At 71.1% G+C, this 15,742-nt stretch carries 16 protein-coding genes; 9 read left to right on the top strand and 7 right to left on the bottom strand.

Annotated features, from left to right (window positions below):
* Positions 1–3 precede the first annotated feature (3 nt).
* From V8Z80_RS08885 to V8Z80_RS08865, 5 genes are all read left to right on the top strand, one after another.
* The gene (locus tag V8Z80_RS08885) at positions 4–906 is read left to right on the top strand and encodes a cobalamin-binding protein (protein ID WP_336061761.1); all 903 of its coding nucleotides are present in this window, start codon (positions 4–6) and stop codon (positions 904–906) included.
* Between the two features lie 140 nt (positions 907–1,046).
* Positions 1,047–2,192 (top strand): MlaE family ABC transporter permease, encoded by a 1,146-nt coding sequence (locus V8Z80_RS08880; RefSeq protein WP_336061760.1) that lies wholly within the window; start codon positions 1,047–1,049, stop codon positions 2,190–2,192.
* Positions 2,186–2,998: an ABC transporter ATP-binding protein gene (locus V8Z80_RS08875; protein ID WP_336061759.1), complete on the top strand. Its 813-nt coding sequence runs from the start codon at positions 2,186–2,188 to the stop codon at positions 2,996–2,998. Before V8Z80_RS08880 ends, V8Z80_RS08875 begins: the two co-directional genes overlap by 7 nt.
* A 1-nt stretch (position 2,999) precedes the next feature.
* Positions 3,000–3,938, top strand: a complete 939-nt coding sequence (locus tag V8Z80_RS08870; RefSeq protein ID WP_155196215.1) for an MlaD family protein — start codon at positions 3,000–3,002, stop codon at positions 3,936–3,938.
* A complete protein-coding gene (locus tag V8Z80_RS08865) occupies positions 3,935–4,585 on the top strand; it encodes an ABC-type transport auxiliary lipoprotein family protein (protein WP_336061758.1) in 651 nt (216 codons plus the stop codon). Before V8Z80_RS08870 ends, V8Z80_RS08865 begins: the two co-directional genes overlap by 4 nt.
* A 64-nt stretch (positions 4,586–4,649) precedes the next feature.
* Here V8Z80_RS08865 and V8Z80_RS08860 read toward each other — a convergent pair whose 3' ends face one another.
* Complete coding sequence (locus tag V8Z80_RS08860) at positions 4,650–5,279, bottom strand: TetR/AcrR family transcriptional regulator (RefSeq protein ID WP_336061757.1); 630 nt, start codon at positions 5,277–5,279, stop codon at positions 4,650–4,652.
* A gap of 178 nt (positions 5,280–5,457) precedes the next feature.
* On the opposite strand from V8Z80_RS08860, the gene V8Z80_RS08855 reads away from it, so the two are divergent.
* The 4 genes from V8Z80_RS08855 to V8Z80_RS08840 all read left to right on the top strand — a co-directional run bounded on the left by V8Z80_RS08855 (position 5,458) and on the right by V8Z80_RS08840 (position 9,459).
* Positions 5,458–6,267 carry a thiazole synthase gene (locus V8Z80_RS08855; protein ID WP_336061756.1) on the top strand — a complete coding sequence of 270 codons (810 nt, stop codon included), beginning with the start codon at positions 5,458–5,460 and terminating at the stop codon, positions 6,265–6,267.
* Positions 6,268–6,269: 2 nt separating this feature from the next.
* The gene (thiD, locus tag V8Z80_RS08850) at positions 6,270–7,136 is read left to right on the top strand and encodes a bifunctional hydroxymethylpyrimidine kinase/phosphomethylpyrimidine kinase (protein ID WP_336061755.1); all 867 of its coding nucleotides are present in this window, start codon (positions 6,270–6,272) and stop codon (positions 7,134–7,136) included.
* Between the two features lie 142 nt (positions 7,137–7,278).
* Positions 7,279–7,959 (top strand): protein-L-isoaspartate O-methyltransferase family protein, encoded by a 681-nt coding sequence (locus tag V8Z80_RS08845; RefSeq protein WP_155194864.1) that lies wholly within the window; start codon positions 7,279–7,281, stop codon positions 7,957–7,959.
* Positions 7,960–7,962: 3 nt separating this feature from the next.
* Positions 7,963–9,459 carry a TolC family outer membrane protein gene (locus tag V8Z80_RS08840; RefSeq protein ID WP_336061754.1) on the top strand — a complete coding sequence of 499 codons (1,497 nt, stop codon included), beginning with the start codon at positions 7,963–7,965 and terminating at the stop codon, positions 9,457–9,459.
* Here the strand turns inward: V8Z80_RS08840 and V8Z80_RS08835 are convergent.
* From V8Z80_RS08835 to V8Z80_RS08810, 6 genes are all read right to left on the bottom strand, one after another.
* Positions 9,428–9,886 carry an adenylyltransferase/cytidyltransferase family protein gene (locus V8Z80_RS08835; protein ID WP_442951958.1) on the bottom strand — a complete coding sequence of 153 codons (459 nt, stop codon included), beginning with the start codon at positions 9,884–9,886 and terminating at the stop codon, positions 9,428–9,430. The two genes, V8Z80_RS08840 and V8Z80_RS08835, sit on opposite strands and share 32 nt — an antisense overlap.
* Positions 9,887–9,942: 56 nt before the next feature.
* Positions 9,943–10,827, bottom strand: coding sequence for a ferritin-like domain-containing protein (locus V8Z80_RS08830; protein WP_155194861.1), 885 nt, complete (start codon positions 10,825–10,827; stop codon positions 9,943–9,945).
* A gap of 250 nt (positions 10,828–11,077) precedes the next feature.
* A complete protein-coding gene (ubiB, locus tag V8Z80_RS08825; protein WP_336061753.1) occupies positions 11,078–12,631 on the bottom strand; it encodes a ubiquinone biosynthesis regulatory protein kinase UbiB in 1,554 nt (517 codons plus the stop codon).
* A 4-nt stretch (positions 12,632–12,635) separates the two neighbouring features.
* Positions 12,636–13,274 (bottom strand): SCP2 sterol-binding domain-containing protein, encoded by a 639-nt coding sequence (locus V8Z80_RS08820; RefSeq protein WP_155194857.1) that lies wholly within the window; start codon positions 13,272–13,274, stop codon positions 12,636–12,638.
* Positions 13,275–13,505: 231 nt separating this feature from the next.
* Positions 13,506–14,507, bottom strand: a complete 1,002-nt coding sequence (locus V8Z80_RS08815; protein WP_336061752.1) for a Tim44 domain-containing protein — start codon at positions 14,505–14,507, stop codon at positions 13,506–13,508.
* Positions 14,508–14,653: 146 nt separating this feature from the next.
* On the bottom strand, positions 14,654–15,703 hold the full coding sequence (locus V8Z80_RS08810; protein WP_155194853.1) for a GlxA family transcriptional regulator: 1,050 nt from the start codon (positions 15,701–15,703) through the stop codon (positions 14,654–14,656).
* Positions 15,704–15,742: the final 39 nt, after the last annotated feature.

Below are 15,742 nucleotides of genomic sequence, written 5' to 3'. Positions count from 1 at the left end.
GCCATGCACGCCCCGCGCCGCCCTTGCCTGCGCGCCGCGGCCGCCCTGGCGGCGGCCGCGCTCGCGCTGGCCGCGCAGGCCGAACCGCTGGCGCTGCAGGACGACGCCGGACGCCAGCTCACCTTGCCCGGCCCGGCCCGGCGCGTGGTCACGCTGGCGCCGCACGCCACCGAACTGGCTTTCGCGGCCGGCGGCGGCGATCGCCTGGTGGCCACCGTGCAATCCTCGGACTACCCGCCGGCCGCGCGCCGGCTGCCGCGCATCGGCCAGGGGCTGGCGCTGGATCCGGAGCGCCTTGCTAGCCTGGCGCCGGACCTGGTGATAGGCTGGCAGGCCGGCCGGCTGGATCCGGCCGCCTCGGCCCTGGCCCGGTTGTCGGTGCCCCTGTACGTAAGCGCCCCGCGGCGGCTGGCCGACCTGCCCCCGGCGCTGCGCCAGTTCGGACGCATGCTCGGCACCGAGGCGCAGGCCGGAGCCGCGGCCGACCGGCTGCAGGCAAGGCTGCAGGCCCTGGCTGCCGGCCAGCCCGCCCGCCAGCCCGTGCTGACGGTCTATGTGCAGGCCGGCAGCGGCCCGCTCTATACGCTTAACGGCGAGCACATCGTCAGCGACGCCCTGCGGCTGTGCGGCGCGCACAATGCCTTTGCGGCACTGCGCACGCCCGCCCCCCTGGTCGGGGTGGAAAGCGTGCTGGCGGCCGCGCCCGACGCCGTGGTCGTCACCAGCGAGCGCGAGGCCCGGCAGTGGCGGCAGCGGCAATTGCCCGCCGCCGTGCGCGGGGACGTGCTGGTCATGGACCCGGACCTGCTGTTTCGCCCCGGGCCACGGTTGGTGCAGGCCGCCGAGCAGCTGTGCGCCTGGCTGGACGGGCTGCGCCAGGCTCGGGGCGGCGCGCGGTCCCGATAGCAAGGCTTACGCCTGCTTGCCCTTAATGACACTGACGGGTGTCATTAGTGCTAGACTGCCCGCAAACTTGGCAGGGCCGTGCCCGGCCCGCCCCGCCTGGCGCCGCGCGATACGCGCGGCGCCCCCTGACCCGCCCGCCGATGCCTTCTTCCCGCAGCGCCGATATCGAACTGAGCCAGGATGAAAACGGCCGTGCGCACTGGCGCGCCAGCGGCGACTGGACCCTGCCCCACTACGAACGGCTGGCCGAGCGGGCCCGCCAACTGCGTCCCGGCGCAGATCCCGGCGAAGCGGCGATCGACTGGCGCGGCCTGGACGAGATCGATACCGCGGGCGCCACGCTGCTGGCGGACCTGCTCGGCCCCGAACGGCTGGCGTCGCTGGCCGAGAACGATCCGGCACTGCAGACCGAACGACGGGCCCTTCTTAAAAGCGTGGGCACGGCGCTGTCGGGCGAGCGGACCGACGCGCCGCCCGCCCGCCGGACCAGCGTGGCCGACCTTCTCGCCGCGCTCGGCGAGAAGGTCGCCGCCGGCGTGCAGGCGCTGCTGGGCCTGCTCGGCTTCATGGGACTGGTGCTGCAGACCGCCGCGCGGCTGGCGCCGCGTCCGGGCCGCTGGCGCCTTACCCCGCTGGCCGCGCACCTGCAGCAGATCGCCCTGAACGCGGTGCCCATCGTGGCGCTGCTCACGTTCATGGTGGGCGCGGTGGTGGCCTTCCTGGGTGCCACGGTGCTGGCGGGATTCGGGGCCAGCATCTATACGGTCAACCTGGTCGCCTATTCGTTCATGCGCGAGTTCGGCGTGCTGCTGACCGCCATCCTGATGGCCGGACGCACCGCCAGCGCCTTCACCGCGCAGATCGGCTCCATGAAGGCCAACGAAGAAATCGACGCCATCCGCGCGCAAGGCCTGGATCCCATCGAATTGCTGGTGATCCCGCGCCTTCTGGCCATGCTCATCGCCCTGCCCTTGCTGACCTTCATCGGCATCGCCGCGGGCATCGCCGGCGGCGCCCTGGTGTGCGCGGTATCCCTGGGCATCCCTTATTCGCAGTTCCTTGCCCTGCTGCGCGACATCGAGCTGGCGCACTTCCTGGTGGGCCTGGGCAAGGCGCCGGTATTTGCCTTCATGATCTCGGTGATCGGCTGCGCCGAAGGCTTCAAGGTGGCCGGCAGCGCGCAATCGGTGGGCGAGCACACCACCTCCAGCGTGGTGCAGTCCATCTTCGTGGTCATCCTGCTCGATGCCGTGGCGGCGCTGTTCTTCATGGAGATGGGATGGTGACGCCCGACCTCGCGCCGCCGGCGGCCATCAGCGTGCGCGGGCTGCGCAACCAGTTCGGCAGCCACGTGGTGCACGAGAACCTGGACCTGGACGTGCGGCGCGGCGAGATCCTGGGCGTGGTCGGCGGCTCGGGTACCGGCAAGTCGGTGCTGCTGCGCAGCATCGTGGGCCTGCAGCGGCCGGCGGCCGGCCAGGTGCTGGTACAGGGCAAGGACCTGATGGCCCAGGACGCGCGCCAGCGCGCCGCCCTGGAGCGCCAGTTCGGCGTGCTGTTCCAGAAGGGGGCCTTGTTCTCTTCGCTGACCGTCACCGAAAACGTGGCGCTGCCGCTGATCGAGCACATGGGCATGGCGCGTGCGGCCGCCGAGCGCCTGGCCGCCGCCAAGCTGGCGCTCGCGGGCCTGCCCGCCCACGCGGGCGCCCTGTATCCGGCCAGCCTGTCCGGCGGCATGATCAAGCGTGCGGCCCTGGCCCGCGCCCTGGCGCTGGATCCGCCCTTTCTCTTCCTGGACGAGCCGACCGCCGGCCTGGACCCGATCGGCGCGGCCGCCTTCGACGAGCTCATCGGCACCTTGCGCGATGCCCTCGGGCTGACGGTGTTTCTCGTCACGCACGACCTGGATACCCTGCACGCCATCTGCGACCGCATCGCGGTGCTGGCCCGCAAGCGGGTCATGGCCGTGGACACGCTGGCGCGCGTGGCCGCCGTGGACGACCCCTGGATACACGACTACTTCCACGGCCCGCGCGCCCGCGCCGCCGCGCAGACCGCCCAGGCCGCCCAGGCCGGACCCAAGGAAAACTGACATGGAAACACGCGCGCACCACATCCTCATCGGCCTGTTCACCGTCCTGGCCACGGCGGCCATCCTGGCCTTTGCGCTCTGGCTGTCCGGCTCCAAGGACGACGTGCAGACGCGGCACTACGTCGTCATCTTCAACGAGCCCATCACCGGCCTGTCGCGCGGCAGCGCCGTGCAATACAGCGGCATCCGGGTGGGCAACGTCGCCGAGCTGAACCTGGACCGCCGGGACCCGCGCAAGGTCATCGCGCGCATCCAGGTCGACGCCGGCGTGCCGGTCAAGCAGGACACCCGCGCGCGGCTGGCGATCACCGGCATCACCGGCAACGCCGTGATCCAGCTGACCGGCGGGACCCCCGAAAGCCCCCTGCTGCAGGCCCCCGAGGGGCAGGACCCGGTCATCGTGGCCACGCCCTCGCCGCTCTCGCGCCTGCTGGCCGACGGCGACGACGTCATGGGCAACATCAACGAGCTGCTCTTTAACGCCAAGACGCTGCTCTCGCCGCAGAACACCGCACACATCTCCGCCACGCTGGCCAACCTGGAGGCCGCCACCGGCGCCCTGGCGGGCCAGCGCGAGGCGCTGGACGACCTGGTGACGCAACTGCGGCAGGCCAGCCGCGAGGGCACGCGGACCCTTGCCCAGGCCACGCAGCTGCTGGAGAACGCCAACGCCGCGCTGACGGGCGAAGGCGGCCAGGCGCTGGCCAGCGCCAACCAGGCCATGACCTCGCTGGCCCGCACGGCCGAGCGCATCGACGGGCTGCTCAGCGCCAACGGCCCGGCGCTGGACAGCGGGCTGCAGGGCATCGGCCAGCTCGGCCCTGCCGTCAACGAACTGCGCAGCGCGATGGCCGCCCTGACGGCCATCGCCCGGCGCCTGGAAGACAATCCGGCCAATTACCTGCTGGGCCGCGAACGCATCGAGGAGTTCCGTCCATGAAACCCGCCCCCCGACTGCTGCGCGGCCTGGCCGCCAGCACCGCCGTACTGGCCCTGGTCGCCTGCTCCGTGCTGCCCGAATCCCGCCAGCTGACCGTCTACAGCCTGCCGGCCGCCTATCCCGCCCAGGCCGCCGCGCCGCTTGCGCCGGCGCGCACCGTGCGGGTGGCCGCCCCCGAGAGCGGGCGCATGATCGATTCCTCGCGCATCCTGGTCACGCCCTCGCACAACCGGCTCAGCGCCTACGAAGGCGCCCGCTGGAGCGACCCGGTGCCCGAGCTGCTGCGCGACCGGCTGGTCCAGGGACTGCTGCGCGACGGCCGCCTGCAGGCGGTCAGCGCGCGCTCGGGATTGCCTGCCGACCTGGAGCTCTCGGGCATCCTGAGCGAATTCCAGGTCCGCTACGAGAGCCAGGGGCCGGTGGCCCGCATCCGCTACGACGCGCGCCTGCTGCGCGGCGATACCCGGCAGACGCTGGCCGCGCGCACGTTCGAGGCCGCCCGTCCGCTGCAGGGCACGCAGGCCGCCGCGGCGGTGCAGGCCCTGGGGCTGGCGACCGACGAACTGGCCCAGGCCCTGATCGACTGGATCGCGGCGCAGGCCAGCCAAGGCCTGCCGCAGGCCGGCATGCCGCCGCCCCGGCGCTGAGCCGGCGCGCCGCCCGTATCGCCGCCGGCCGCGCCCCGGCGGCCTGCTCCGGCGCACGGGGCGCTCAGATCTCGCCGGCGCGGGCAGCCGCCAGGAATACCCCGACCATGCGCCGCACGTGCTCGCGCCGTTGCGCCGCCGTGCCCAGGCTCATATAAAAAAAGGCGTGCTGCTTCATCGGCTCGCCCACCAGCATCACGAACAGGCGCGCGGCAAGCGCCGCGTCGGCAATGGGCAGCCGATGGTCCCGGGCCAGTTCGCGCAGCATGGTTTCGACAAAAGCGTAGACGCCGTCCATCAGCGGATGCACCAGCTCGGCGAACTCGGGCGAGCGCCCCATCTCCACGCTGGTGAACCGGCACCAGGCCACCATGGCCGGGCGGGACAATTGCCCGAGCAGGTGGTTGCCCAGGTGTTCGAGCAGCACCCGCGCATCGCCCTGGGCGGGCGGGCGGTAGTGCAGCGTCAGCTTGTCGCGGATGGCCGCCAGCACGGCGCGCAGCAGGTTTTCCTTGGCGCCGAAGCGTGCGTAGATGGTGCGCTTGGTCACCCCGGCGCGCTGGGCGATGGCCGCCAGGCTGGCGCCCGCATAGCCGTGTCGCAGCATGAGCTCGGCCGCGGCGTCGAGGATGGACCGGGAGAGGGCCTGCGCCTGCTCGGGCGTGGGCCTGCCGCGGCGCGGGATTGCGTTCATGCGGGAAATATACCGCAGCCGCGCGCCGGCCCCGCGGCCCGTCGATGGCCTGCACGCCGTTCGCAACTGCTCTATCATTTCTCTCTTGCCCGGCGATTGCGCGGCCCCTTGCCGCATCGCCGGAACGCCCGGACCCGTGCTGCGCCGCCGCAGGCGCGCCCCCCGCACCCTAAGGCCTATGAACTCCACCGACTCCCTCGTCATCGCCGGCACCGCCTATTCGTCGCGGCTGCTGGTGGGCACCGGCAAATACCGCGATTTCGACCAGACCCGCGCGGCCATCGAAGCCAGCGGCGCCCAGATCGTCACCGTCGCCATCCGCCGCACCAACCTGGGCCAGAACCCGGACGAGCCCAACCTGCTGGACTACCTGCCGCCCTCGCGCTATTGCCTGCTGCCCAACACGGCCGGGTGCTACAGCGCCGAGGACGCGGTGCGCACGCTGCGCCTGGCGCGCGAACTGCTCGACGGCCACGACCTGGTCAAGCTCGAGGTGCTGGGCGATCCGCACACGCTGTTTCCCAACATGCCCGAGACGCTCAAGGCCGCCCGGACGCTGGTGGCCGACGGCTTCAAGGTCATGGTCTATTGCACCGACGACCCCATCCAGAGCCGCATGCTGGAGGACATCGGCTGCGTGGCCATCATGCCGCTGGCCTCGCTGATCGGCTCGGGCATGGGCATACTCAATCCCTGGAACCTGAAGCTCATCATCGAGCAGGCGCGCGTGCCGGTGCTGGTCGACGCCGGCGTGGGCACCGCCTCGGATGCGGCCATCGCCATGGAGCTGGGCTGCGACGGCGTGCTGATGAACACCGCCATCGCCGCCGCGCAGGATCCCGTGCGCATGGCCGGCGCCATGAAGCACGCCGTCCAGGCCGGCCGCGACGCCTTCCTGGCCGGGCGCATGCCGCGCAAGCACTACAGCGCCGCGCCCAGCTCGCCCGTCGAGGGCATGATCTCCCCCGCAACGCGGACGGGCAGCTAGCCATGGCCGCTTCCGCCACGCAAGGCGCGCACCCCCGCGCCCAGGACGGCATGCGCCGCATTCCCAACGCCCTGAGCATCGCCGGGGTCGATCCATCGGCCGGCGCGGGCGTGCTGGCCGACGTCAAGGCCATCAGCGCCCTGGGCGCCTATGGCTGCGCGGTCATCGCCGCGCTGACCGCGCAGAACACCCACGGCGTGACGCATATCTGCCCGGTGCCGCCCGAGTTCGTGGGCCAGCAGATCGACACCCTGTTCGCCGACGTGCGCATCGACGCGGTCAAGATCGGCATGCTGGGCCAGCGCCCGGTCACCGAGGTGGTGGCCGAAAAAATGGCCCGGCACGCGCCAGCGCACGTGGTGCTCGATCCGGTCATGGTCGCCAAGAGCGGCGACCTGCTGCTCGAGCGCGATGCGGTCGGCGCGCTGCGCGAGGCGCTGCTGCCGCAAGCCACGCTGATCACGCCCAACCTGCCCGAGGCCGGCGTGCTGCTGGACGAGCGGCCGGTGGATACCGTGCGCGAAATGCGCCGCGTGGCCGAAAAGCTGCGCGAGCGCATGGCCCATGCCGGCCACCGCTGGGTCATGGTCAAGGGCGGCCACCTGCCCGGGGCCGACACCATCGACCTGCTGCACGACGGCGACCGCATGATCGAGCTGCCCGGCCTGCGCATCGAGACCGCCAATACGCACGGCACCGGCTGCACCCTGTCCGCCGCGCTGGCGGCCCTGCTGCCGCAGACCGGCGACGTGCCCGAGGCGGCGCGGCGCGCCAAGGCCTACCTGACCGAGGCCATCCGGCAATCCGGCCGGCTGCGGGTGGGCAGCGGGCACGGGCCGGTGCATCATTTCCACGCCTGGCAGCCCTGAGGGGCCGGTACCGGCGCCGGGCCGCGGCCAGCCCCCGCGGCGGCCCGGCCGGGGAACCAAGGGCCGGGACGCCGGTCTTTCTTCGTAACATCTAGCCGCTACAATGGCGGGCTGCAATGCCCCCTCCTTCCAGTCCATAGCCATGAACGCATCCACTTTGCCCGACGTCGAAAAAGCCCGCTTCAACATGGTGGAGCAGCAGATCCGCACCTGGGAGGTGCTCGACGAAAAAGTGCTGGCCGCCCTGTTCCAGGTGCGCCGCGAGCTGTTCGTGCCGCCCGCCCTGCGCGCGCTGGCCTTCTCCGACGTCGAGCTGCCGCTGGAGATCAATTCGGTGGACACCCACCAGGTGATGCTGGCGCCCAAGATCGAGGCGCGCCTGGCGCAGGAACTGCAGCTGACCGCCACCGACTGCGTGCTCGAGATCGGCACCGGTTCGGGCTACCAGGCCGCGCTGCTGAGCAAGCTGGCGCAGCAGGTCACCTCGGTCGAGATCGACAGCCGCCTGTCCAGCTTCGCGCAGGCCAACCTGCAGGCCAACCATATCGCCAACGTCAAGGTCGAGACCGGCGACGGCGGCAATGGCTGGGGCTCGACCGAGTACGACGCCATCCTGCTGACCGGCTCGGTGCCCGCCGTGCCCGACGCGCTCAAGTACCAGTTGCGCGTGGGCGGGCGCATGGTGGTGGCCGTGGGCCAGGCGCCGATCATGACGGTCTGCCGCATCACCCGCACCACGGCGGCCACCTTCGATACCGTCAACCTGTTCGAAACCGTGATCAAGCCGCTGCGCGGCGCGACCGCCTCCAAGTTCAAGTTCTGAGCCATGCGCTGCGGATGGCTTGCGCGCGCGGCAGTGCTGGCCGCGGCCCTGGCCGCCGGCGGCGCCGTACAGGCCCAGGACCTCATGCAGTCCTGGCAGTCCGCGCTGGCGCGCGACCCGCTCTATGCGGCGGCGCGCGCGGCCTACCGCGCCGGCCAGGAGCGGTTGCCGCAGGCCCGCGCCAACCTGCTGCCCAACCTGAGCGCGGCGCTGGGCGGCGAATACGCCGAGATCCGCACCTCGGGCAACTCCGGGCGGGTGCGTTCCGGCACCCGGGCCACCTGGGATCTCGTGCTGACCCAGCCGCTTTTCGACTGGGCGGCGTTCAAGGCGCTGGACCAGGCCGAGCTGCTGGTCGGCGATAGCGGCATCGCCCTGCAGCAGGCCTACCAGGACCTGCTCCTGCGCCTGGCGCAGGCCTATTTCGACGTGCTGGCCGCCCAGGACACCCTGGCGGCCATCGAAGCCGAAAAAAGCGCGGTGGCCGAACAGCTGGCCTTCGCCAAGCGCAGCTTCGAGCTGGGCAACGCCACCATTACCGATACCTACGAGGCGCAATCGCGCTACGACCTGCTGATCGCCCAGGAGCTGCAGGCGCAGAACGCGCTGGACGTGGCCCGCGACGTGCTGGCCACCGTCACCGGCCAGCGCCCCGGCGCGCTGTCCGAGCTGCCCTACAGCGCGCCGCTGCCCTCGCCCCAGCCCACCGGGCTGCAGGCCTGGCTGGACCAGGGCGTGCCCTCGAACCTGGGCGTGCAGCGCGGGCAGCTGCAAACACGCATCGCGCAATACGGCATCGATATCGCCCGGGCGGGCCACTATCCCCGCCTGGACCTGCAGGCGTCCTCGGGCAGCGCCACCAACCAGGGACTGCAATCGCGCAACCTGCCGGCCGGCACCTCGGGCCGCCCCATCGACAGCAGCGTGGGCGTGGTGCTGTCCATCCCGCTGTACTCGGGCGGCGGCGTGTCTTCCCGCGTCACCGAGCAGGTGGCGCTGGCCGAGCAGGCCCGCCAGCTTCTGGAAAACGCGCGGCGCAGCGCCGAGCAGCAGATCCGGCAGTACCACGCCGGCGTGCTCTCGGGCCTGGCGCGCATCCGCGCGCTGGAGGCCGGAGAGGCCTCCAGCCGCGCCGCGGTGCAGGCCAACCGCACGGGCTACGAAGTGGGCGTGCGGATCAACCTGGACGTGCTCAATGCGCAGCAGCAGCTGTATGCCACGCTGCGCGACCTGGCCCGGGCGCGCTACGACACCGTCATGGCCGGCCTGCGGCTGCGCGCGGCCGGCGGCCTGCTGGCCGAGTCCGACCTGGCGGCCATCAACCAGCTGCTGCTGCCGCCTTCGCCCGAGGGCTCGCAGATGGCCGAGCGTGCCCGCCAGGCGCGGCGCGCCAGCACGCCGCCGGGCACCGGCGAGCGGGCCGCCCCCGCGGCGCAGGGACGCGGCGCCTCGGTGCCCGCCCCCTATCTCAATCGCGGATCTTACGCACCAGCGCCGTAGTCGAGCGCTGGAACTCGAAGGGAATGGCCACGGCGCGCCCGCCCCAGGACCGTACCAGGGCGGTTTCGGGCAGCACGGCCATGTCGTAGTCGCCGCCCTTGACGATGATGTCGGGCCGCAGGCGGGCGATCAGCTGCTCGGGCGTATCCTCGTCGAACCAGGTCACCAGGTCCACGCAGCCCAGCGCGGCCAGCAGCGCGGCGCGGTCCTGGCAGGTGTTCAGGGGCCGCTCGGGCCCCTTGCCCAGCCGGCGCGCCGAGGCATCGGTATTGACCGCCACGATCAAGGTGCCGCCCAGCTGCGCCGCGCGGTCCAGGTAGGTGACATGGCCGCGGTGCAGCAGGTCGAACACCCCGTTGGTGAACACCCACGGCCGCGCAAGGCCGCCGGCCGCCAGGCGGGCGGCGCACTGCTCGGGCGCGAGCATCTTGGCTTCGTGGCGCGGCGCCGGCAAGGCGGTGCCGGCGGACGGGGCGGCGCCCATCAGCCGGCCGTGGACGTGCTCGTGGCCGGAACGATCAGGCCGCCTTGCGCCCGGCCCAGCTCCTTGCGGTAGCGGTTCAGGTCCTGCACGGTATTGAAGGCGGTGCCCATCAGCAGCGACAGGTTGTGCAGGATGCGCGTGCTGACCTTGCCTTCCCAGTCCTTGTCGAAGCGGATCTGCTGGTCCAGCCAACGCTCGAGCCAGCCCGGCTCGGGCAGCTTGGACTGCACCGTGTCGTTGGGGAACATTTCCTTGTTCACGTGCAGGTTGGTCGGGTGCAGCGCCTGGGGCGTGCGGTGGGCCGATGCCATCAGCACGCCGATCTTGGTGAAGGCCTGGCGGGCCTGCAGGGCCGCCTCCTCGCTTCTTTGCGAGATCGCGCGCTTCATGTAGCGCAGGTAGGCGCCGGCATGCCGGGCCTCGTCCTGCGAGATGGTCTTGTAGATGGCCTTGATGACGGGCTCGGTATGCCAGTCGGCGGCGCAGCGGTACCAGTGGTTCAGGCGCACCTCGCCGCAAAAGTGCAGCATCAGCGTCTCCATGGCCGGCGCGGGATCGAACTCGAAGCGCACCTTGTGCAGTTCTTCCTCGGTGGGCACCAGTTCGGGCACGAAGCGGCGCAGGTATTCCATGAGCACCAGCGAGTGCTTCTGCTCCTCGAAGAACCACACCGACATGAACGCGGAAAAGTCGCTGTCCTCGCGGTTGTCGCGCAGGAACATCTCGGTGGCCGGCAGCGCCGCCCACTCGGTGATGGCGTTCATCTTGATGGTGTGCGCCTGCTCGTCGCTGAGCTTGCTGCGGTCGAAATCGTCCCAGGGAATGTCGGTGGACATGTTCCAGCGGACCGATTCCATGGATTTGAACAGTTCGGGGTAAAGCATGATGGCGTGCCTTTTCTAGTAGGAGTCCCGCGGATAGGCCATGGCTTGGACGGCGCCGTCCGCCTGCAGCCGGGCTGGCCCCGGGCTGCTCCGGAAAAGCCGCAACCGCGATGGGTGCAGGCTCGGCGCGGACCTCGCATGGCCGAGAGAGCGATGCGCCAGAATTAACCTAGCCACACGACGTTCATATGACTATATTCTGAACGTTTTGTTTCACAGGGGAAGGGGATCATCGGCCGGAACAGGAATTTCATGGCTGGATGCTCCATAACAACAACGCAAAGCCGATGGCCACCACGGCCGTGAGCACGGTCAGCAGCCGGTTGCCTTGCTCGCGGGCGCGCCGCAGCTCGGCGATTTCGGCCAGGATGGCCGGGTTCACGTCCGGCTGGCTCAGCCGCTCGTGCAGCAGCCGGGGAAACTCGGGCAGCCACTGCGCCCATTGGGTCGATTCCTTGCGCAGCTTGCGCTGCAGCCCCGGCAGCCCTACGCGCTGGTGCATCCAGTGCTCCAGGTAGGGCTTGGCGGTTTTCCACAGGTCCAGCGTGGGATCGAGCTCGCGCCCCATGCCCTCGACGTTGAGCAGCGTCTTTTGCAGCAGCACCAGCTGCGGCTGGATCTGGACGTTGAAGCGGCGCGAGGTCTGGAACAGCCGCAGCAGCACCTGCCCCAGCGAGATCTCGGCCAGGGGCCGGTCGAAATAGGGCTCGCACACGGCCCGCACGGCGCCCTCGAGCTCTTCCTCGCGGGTATCGGGCGGCACCCAGCCCGACTCGATGTGCAGCTGGGCCACGCGCCGGTAGTCGCGCTGGAAGAAGGCCAGGAAGTTCTGCGCCAGGTAGTTCTTGTCGAATTCGGACAGCGAGCCGACGATGCCGAAATCCAGGGCGATGTAGTAGCCCAGCGTCTCGGGTTGCGTGGACACGTAGATATTGCCCGGGTGCATGTCGGCGTGGAAAAAACCGTCGCCAAAGACCTGCGCGAAGAAGATCTCCACGCCGTTGCGCGCCAGTTTCTTGATGTCCACCCCCGCCGCGCGCAGCCGCTCGATCTGGCTGATCGGGATGCCCACCATGCGCTCCATGGTGAACACGGTCGCGGCGGTGTACTCCCAGACCACCTCCGGCACGATGAGCTCGCTGCTGCGGCCCGATTCGGGCGAGAAGTTGCGGCGCAGCTGGCTGCAGTTGGCCGCCTCGCGCACCAGGTCCAGCTCGTCGTGCAGGTATTTGTCGAACTCGGCCACCACCTCGCGCGGGCGCAGGCGGCGGCCATCGGGCGCCAGCCGCTCGATCATCACGGCCAGCATGCGCAGCAGGCGCAGGTCGTGCTCGATGATCTGGAGCATGCCCGGGCGCAGCACCTTGACCGCGACCTCGCGCCCGTCGTGCAGCACGGCAAAATGCACCTGGGCGATGGAGGCCGAGGCCACCGGGTCGGTCTCGAAATGCGCGAACAGCTGCTGCGGCGGCGCGCCCAGGGCCGCCTCGATGCAGGCGGCCGCCTGCTCCGAGGGAAACGGCGGCACGCGGTCCTGCAGGCGGGCCAGCTCGTCGGCCAGGTCGGCGGGAATCAGGTCGCGGCGGGTGGAGAGCACCTGGCCGAACTTCACGAAGATCGGCCCGAGCGACTCGAGCGCGCGGCGCAGCCGCTCGCCGCGCGGCGCGCGGGGCCGGCGCCCCAGCCGCATCACGCGCAGCAGGGCGGCGGGCACCGGGTGATGAAAACTCGAAAGCACCAGGTCGCCCAGCCCGTAGCGCAGGCAGATGAACACGATGCGGACCATGCGCAGCAGGGTCATCATGGCCTTAGCTCCGCGCGGCCGGCAGCCGGCGCAACCGCGACTCGAGCGCCGCCAGGCGTTCGGCGGTCCGGTCCAGCCGGGCCGAAGTGCGGTCCAGCTCGCTGCGCCAGGCCTGCAGCAGGGGCCGCCCGGCCAGCAGCGCGCTTTCCTCGGACAGGTATTCGGCGGCATTGCCGGCCAGCCGCTGCGCGGCCTGGCGCACGCCCTCGCCGGCCGCCCGCAGCCCGCCCATGAGCCGCAGGGCGGGGATGTCGCCCAGCAGCCGGGCCAGCTCGTCCTCGGGGTCGGGCCGCAGGTGGCGCGCCAGCTCGCCGATGGTTTGCGCCAGCGATGCGTCGCCGGACACATGGGTCATGTCCGTATAGGCCTGCCCCTGGACGGCCGGGCCGGCCAGCAGCCGGGCCGGGTCGATGCGCTCGGGCAGCATGGTGAACGTCACGGCGGGCTCGGCGGCGCGGCTGGCCTGCATGAAGCGTCCGCCCTCGGCAACCGTCAGCGACAGCCCGAAGCCGCCCAGCGCCAGGCGCACCGTCTTGCCCGCATGCCGCGCCAGCTGCTGGCGCGCCCACGGTTCGCGCTCGAGCAGCGCGTTGATGGCGCGCGCGGCGAGAAAGGCAAAGGAAGGCGGAAACACAGGCAGCATCGGATAACGGCAATGGGGCGCGCAGGCGCGAAGACCGGGGCGGGCCCGGCACATCAGGAGTTTACCGTGCCCCCGCCAGCCGGTCCGTCCAGGGCGGCCCCCACGCTGCGCCTTCGGCTTGCTGCCCCCCGAGGGGGCGCTTTTGCCTTGGGGCGGCCCGGCGGCAAAAAGAAAACCCGGCCTGCCGACCGGGTTTTCGGGCCGCGGGCCGGACCGGCCCGGGCACAGCGATCAGCTGGCGTACTCGACCGGGATCTGCTGGATACCCGCCAGCAGCCAGCCGCCGTTGTCGGGCTTGAACAGGTTCCAGACCTCTTCGAAACGGAAGGCCTCGGCCTGCGGATCCTCGCGCAGCATGCCGGAAAAGCGCACGCTGGCCAGGTGGCCGTCGGACACCTTCTCGATGCCCAGCAGCTCGGCGTTCAGCAGCACGACATCGGTGTGGCTGGTGCCGCTGCGCTGGGCCAGCTGGGGCCGCAGCTCGGCCACCAGGTCCTCGGTCAGGTATTCGCCCAGGGCCTGGGTGTCGCCGCTGTCCCAGAGCTTCTGGATCTGGACGAAGTGCTCCTTGGCCTTGGCCAGGAATTGCGGCGTGTCGAAGTTGCCGGGAATGAACCAGTTCTGGTCGCTTTCCGCTGCGGCGGCGGACGGTGTAGCGGCAGCGGCAGCGGCAGCCGGGGCGGCGGCGGCCGGGGCCGCGGGCTTGAGGCTTTCGCGCCAGATGGGCTGCTGCGACTGGCCGCCGCGGTCGAACGCACCGCCCTGGCCGGCGCCCTGCATGGCCGGACGGGCCGCGCCGCCGCGCAGGCGGCGGATCAGGAACAGCACGGCGAACACCACCAGGCCGATCAGCAGCAGGCTGGCCATGAACTCGGCAAAGGCCGCGCCCAGGCCCATGTGCGAAAGCAGCGCGGCCAGGCCCAGGCCGGCGGCGATGCCGGCGATGGGGCCGAACCAGCGCGAGGCGGTGCTGCGCGTGGCAGCGCCAGCCGCGGCGGCGGTGCCGGCCGCAGCGGCCGGCGCGGCGGCCGAACGCTGCGCCGTGGTGGCGCCGGCGCTGGGCGCGGCCGGCGGCGTGGCCTGGCGCTGGTTCATGACGTTGGTGGACTGGCGGCCATAGCTGCCGCCCCCGCCCATGCGGCGGGCTTCGGCGTCGAACGTGACAACAAGCATGGCCGTGCCGGTGATAGCCAGCAGCGCGGCCGCGCAGAATCGGAAAAATCGCTTGGACATGGCGTGTGTGCTCCTCAAAGCAGCTGTATGCCCCCCGGGGCATGCTTGACGCCTGAAATCGGCGTCTTTGTATTGAATCTTACTTTAACCTGAATGACGTGCAAAACGACAGACCCCAGGCTTGGGCGGGAAGTTCCGCAAAACGTTCAGCCGGCGGGGGCGGCGTCCTTGAGCTGCTGGACGAAGCGCCGCGGGGACAGGCCGTAGCGGCTGCTGAAATCGCGCGAGAAATGCGCCCCGTCGCTATAGCCGCAGTCCAGCGCCACCTGGGTAATGCTGCGCTGGCCGCCTTGCAGCAGCCAGCGCCCGTAGGCCAGCCGCAGGCGCCGGTAGAAGGACATGGGCGATTCGCCCAGCGCCGCCTGGAAGGCGCGCTCGAGCTGGCGGCCGCTCACGCCCACGTAACGGGCGATGGCCTCCAGCGAAGGCGGGTTGTCGATGCGCTGCTCGATGTAATGGGCCGCCTGGCGCACCCGCACGTCCTCGATGCCGGCCAGGTCATTATAGAAGTGCGCCTGCGGCAGGCGGGCCGGGCGGATGCCCTGCAGCATCATATGGCGCACCGCCTGCTGCGCCTTGTCCCGGCCGCAGTGGCGCTCGACCAGGTACAGCCCCAGGTCGATGGCCGCGGTCGAGCCGGCGCAGGTGATCAGGTCGCCCTCGTCGATGAACAGCCGGTCCACCACGGCGCGCAGGCCGGGATGCTGGGCGCGGAAGGCGTCGAGCACGTTCCAGTGCACGCAGACGGTGCGCGAGCCCACCAGCCCGGCCTGTGCCAGCACGAAGGTACCGGTGCAGATGCCCAGCATGCGCACGCGCTGGCGGGCCGCCTGCCGCAGCCAGTCGCCCAGCTCGGGCGGCAGGCTGTGGTTCAGGTAGTCGTTGCCGCCGCACACGGCGATGTAGTCGAACGAGCCGGGCGCCTGCAGGCCCGTGACGTCGGATACCGCCAGGCCGGCGCTGGAGCGGCGCGGCTGTCCGTTCACGCTCATCACCTGCCAGGCAATGTCGATCTGGCGGCTGCGCCCGCCCTCGTCGCCGGCCAGGCGCAGCACGTCGATCAGGCCTGAAAATGCCGCCAGCGTGAACTGGTGCAGCAGCACGAACCCCACTCGCAGGCGCGGGCCGCCCGCGGCGGGCGCCGGGACGCCGCGGTCCGGGGCATCGGGCGGCAAGGAGGCGGAGAGCGTGTCCATGTCGGAATTATTCAATTTTTTGACCGCCGGCTTCAAGCC

The sequence above is a fragment of the Orrella sp. JC864 genome (assembly GCF_037026685.1).
Taxonomy (GTDB): Bacteria; Pseudomonadota; Gammaproteobacteria; order Burkholderiales; family Burkholderiaceae_B; genus Orrella.
This window is presented reverse-complemented; position numbering and strand designations above follow the sequence as displayed.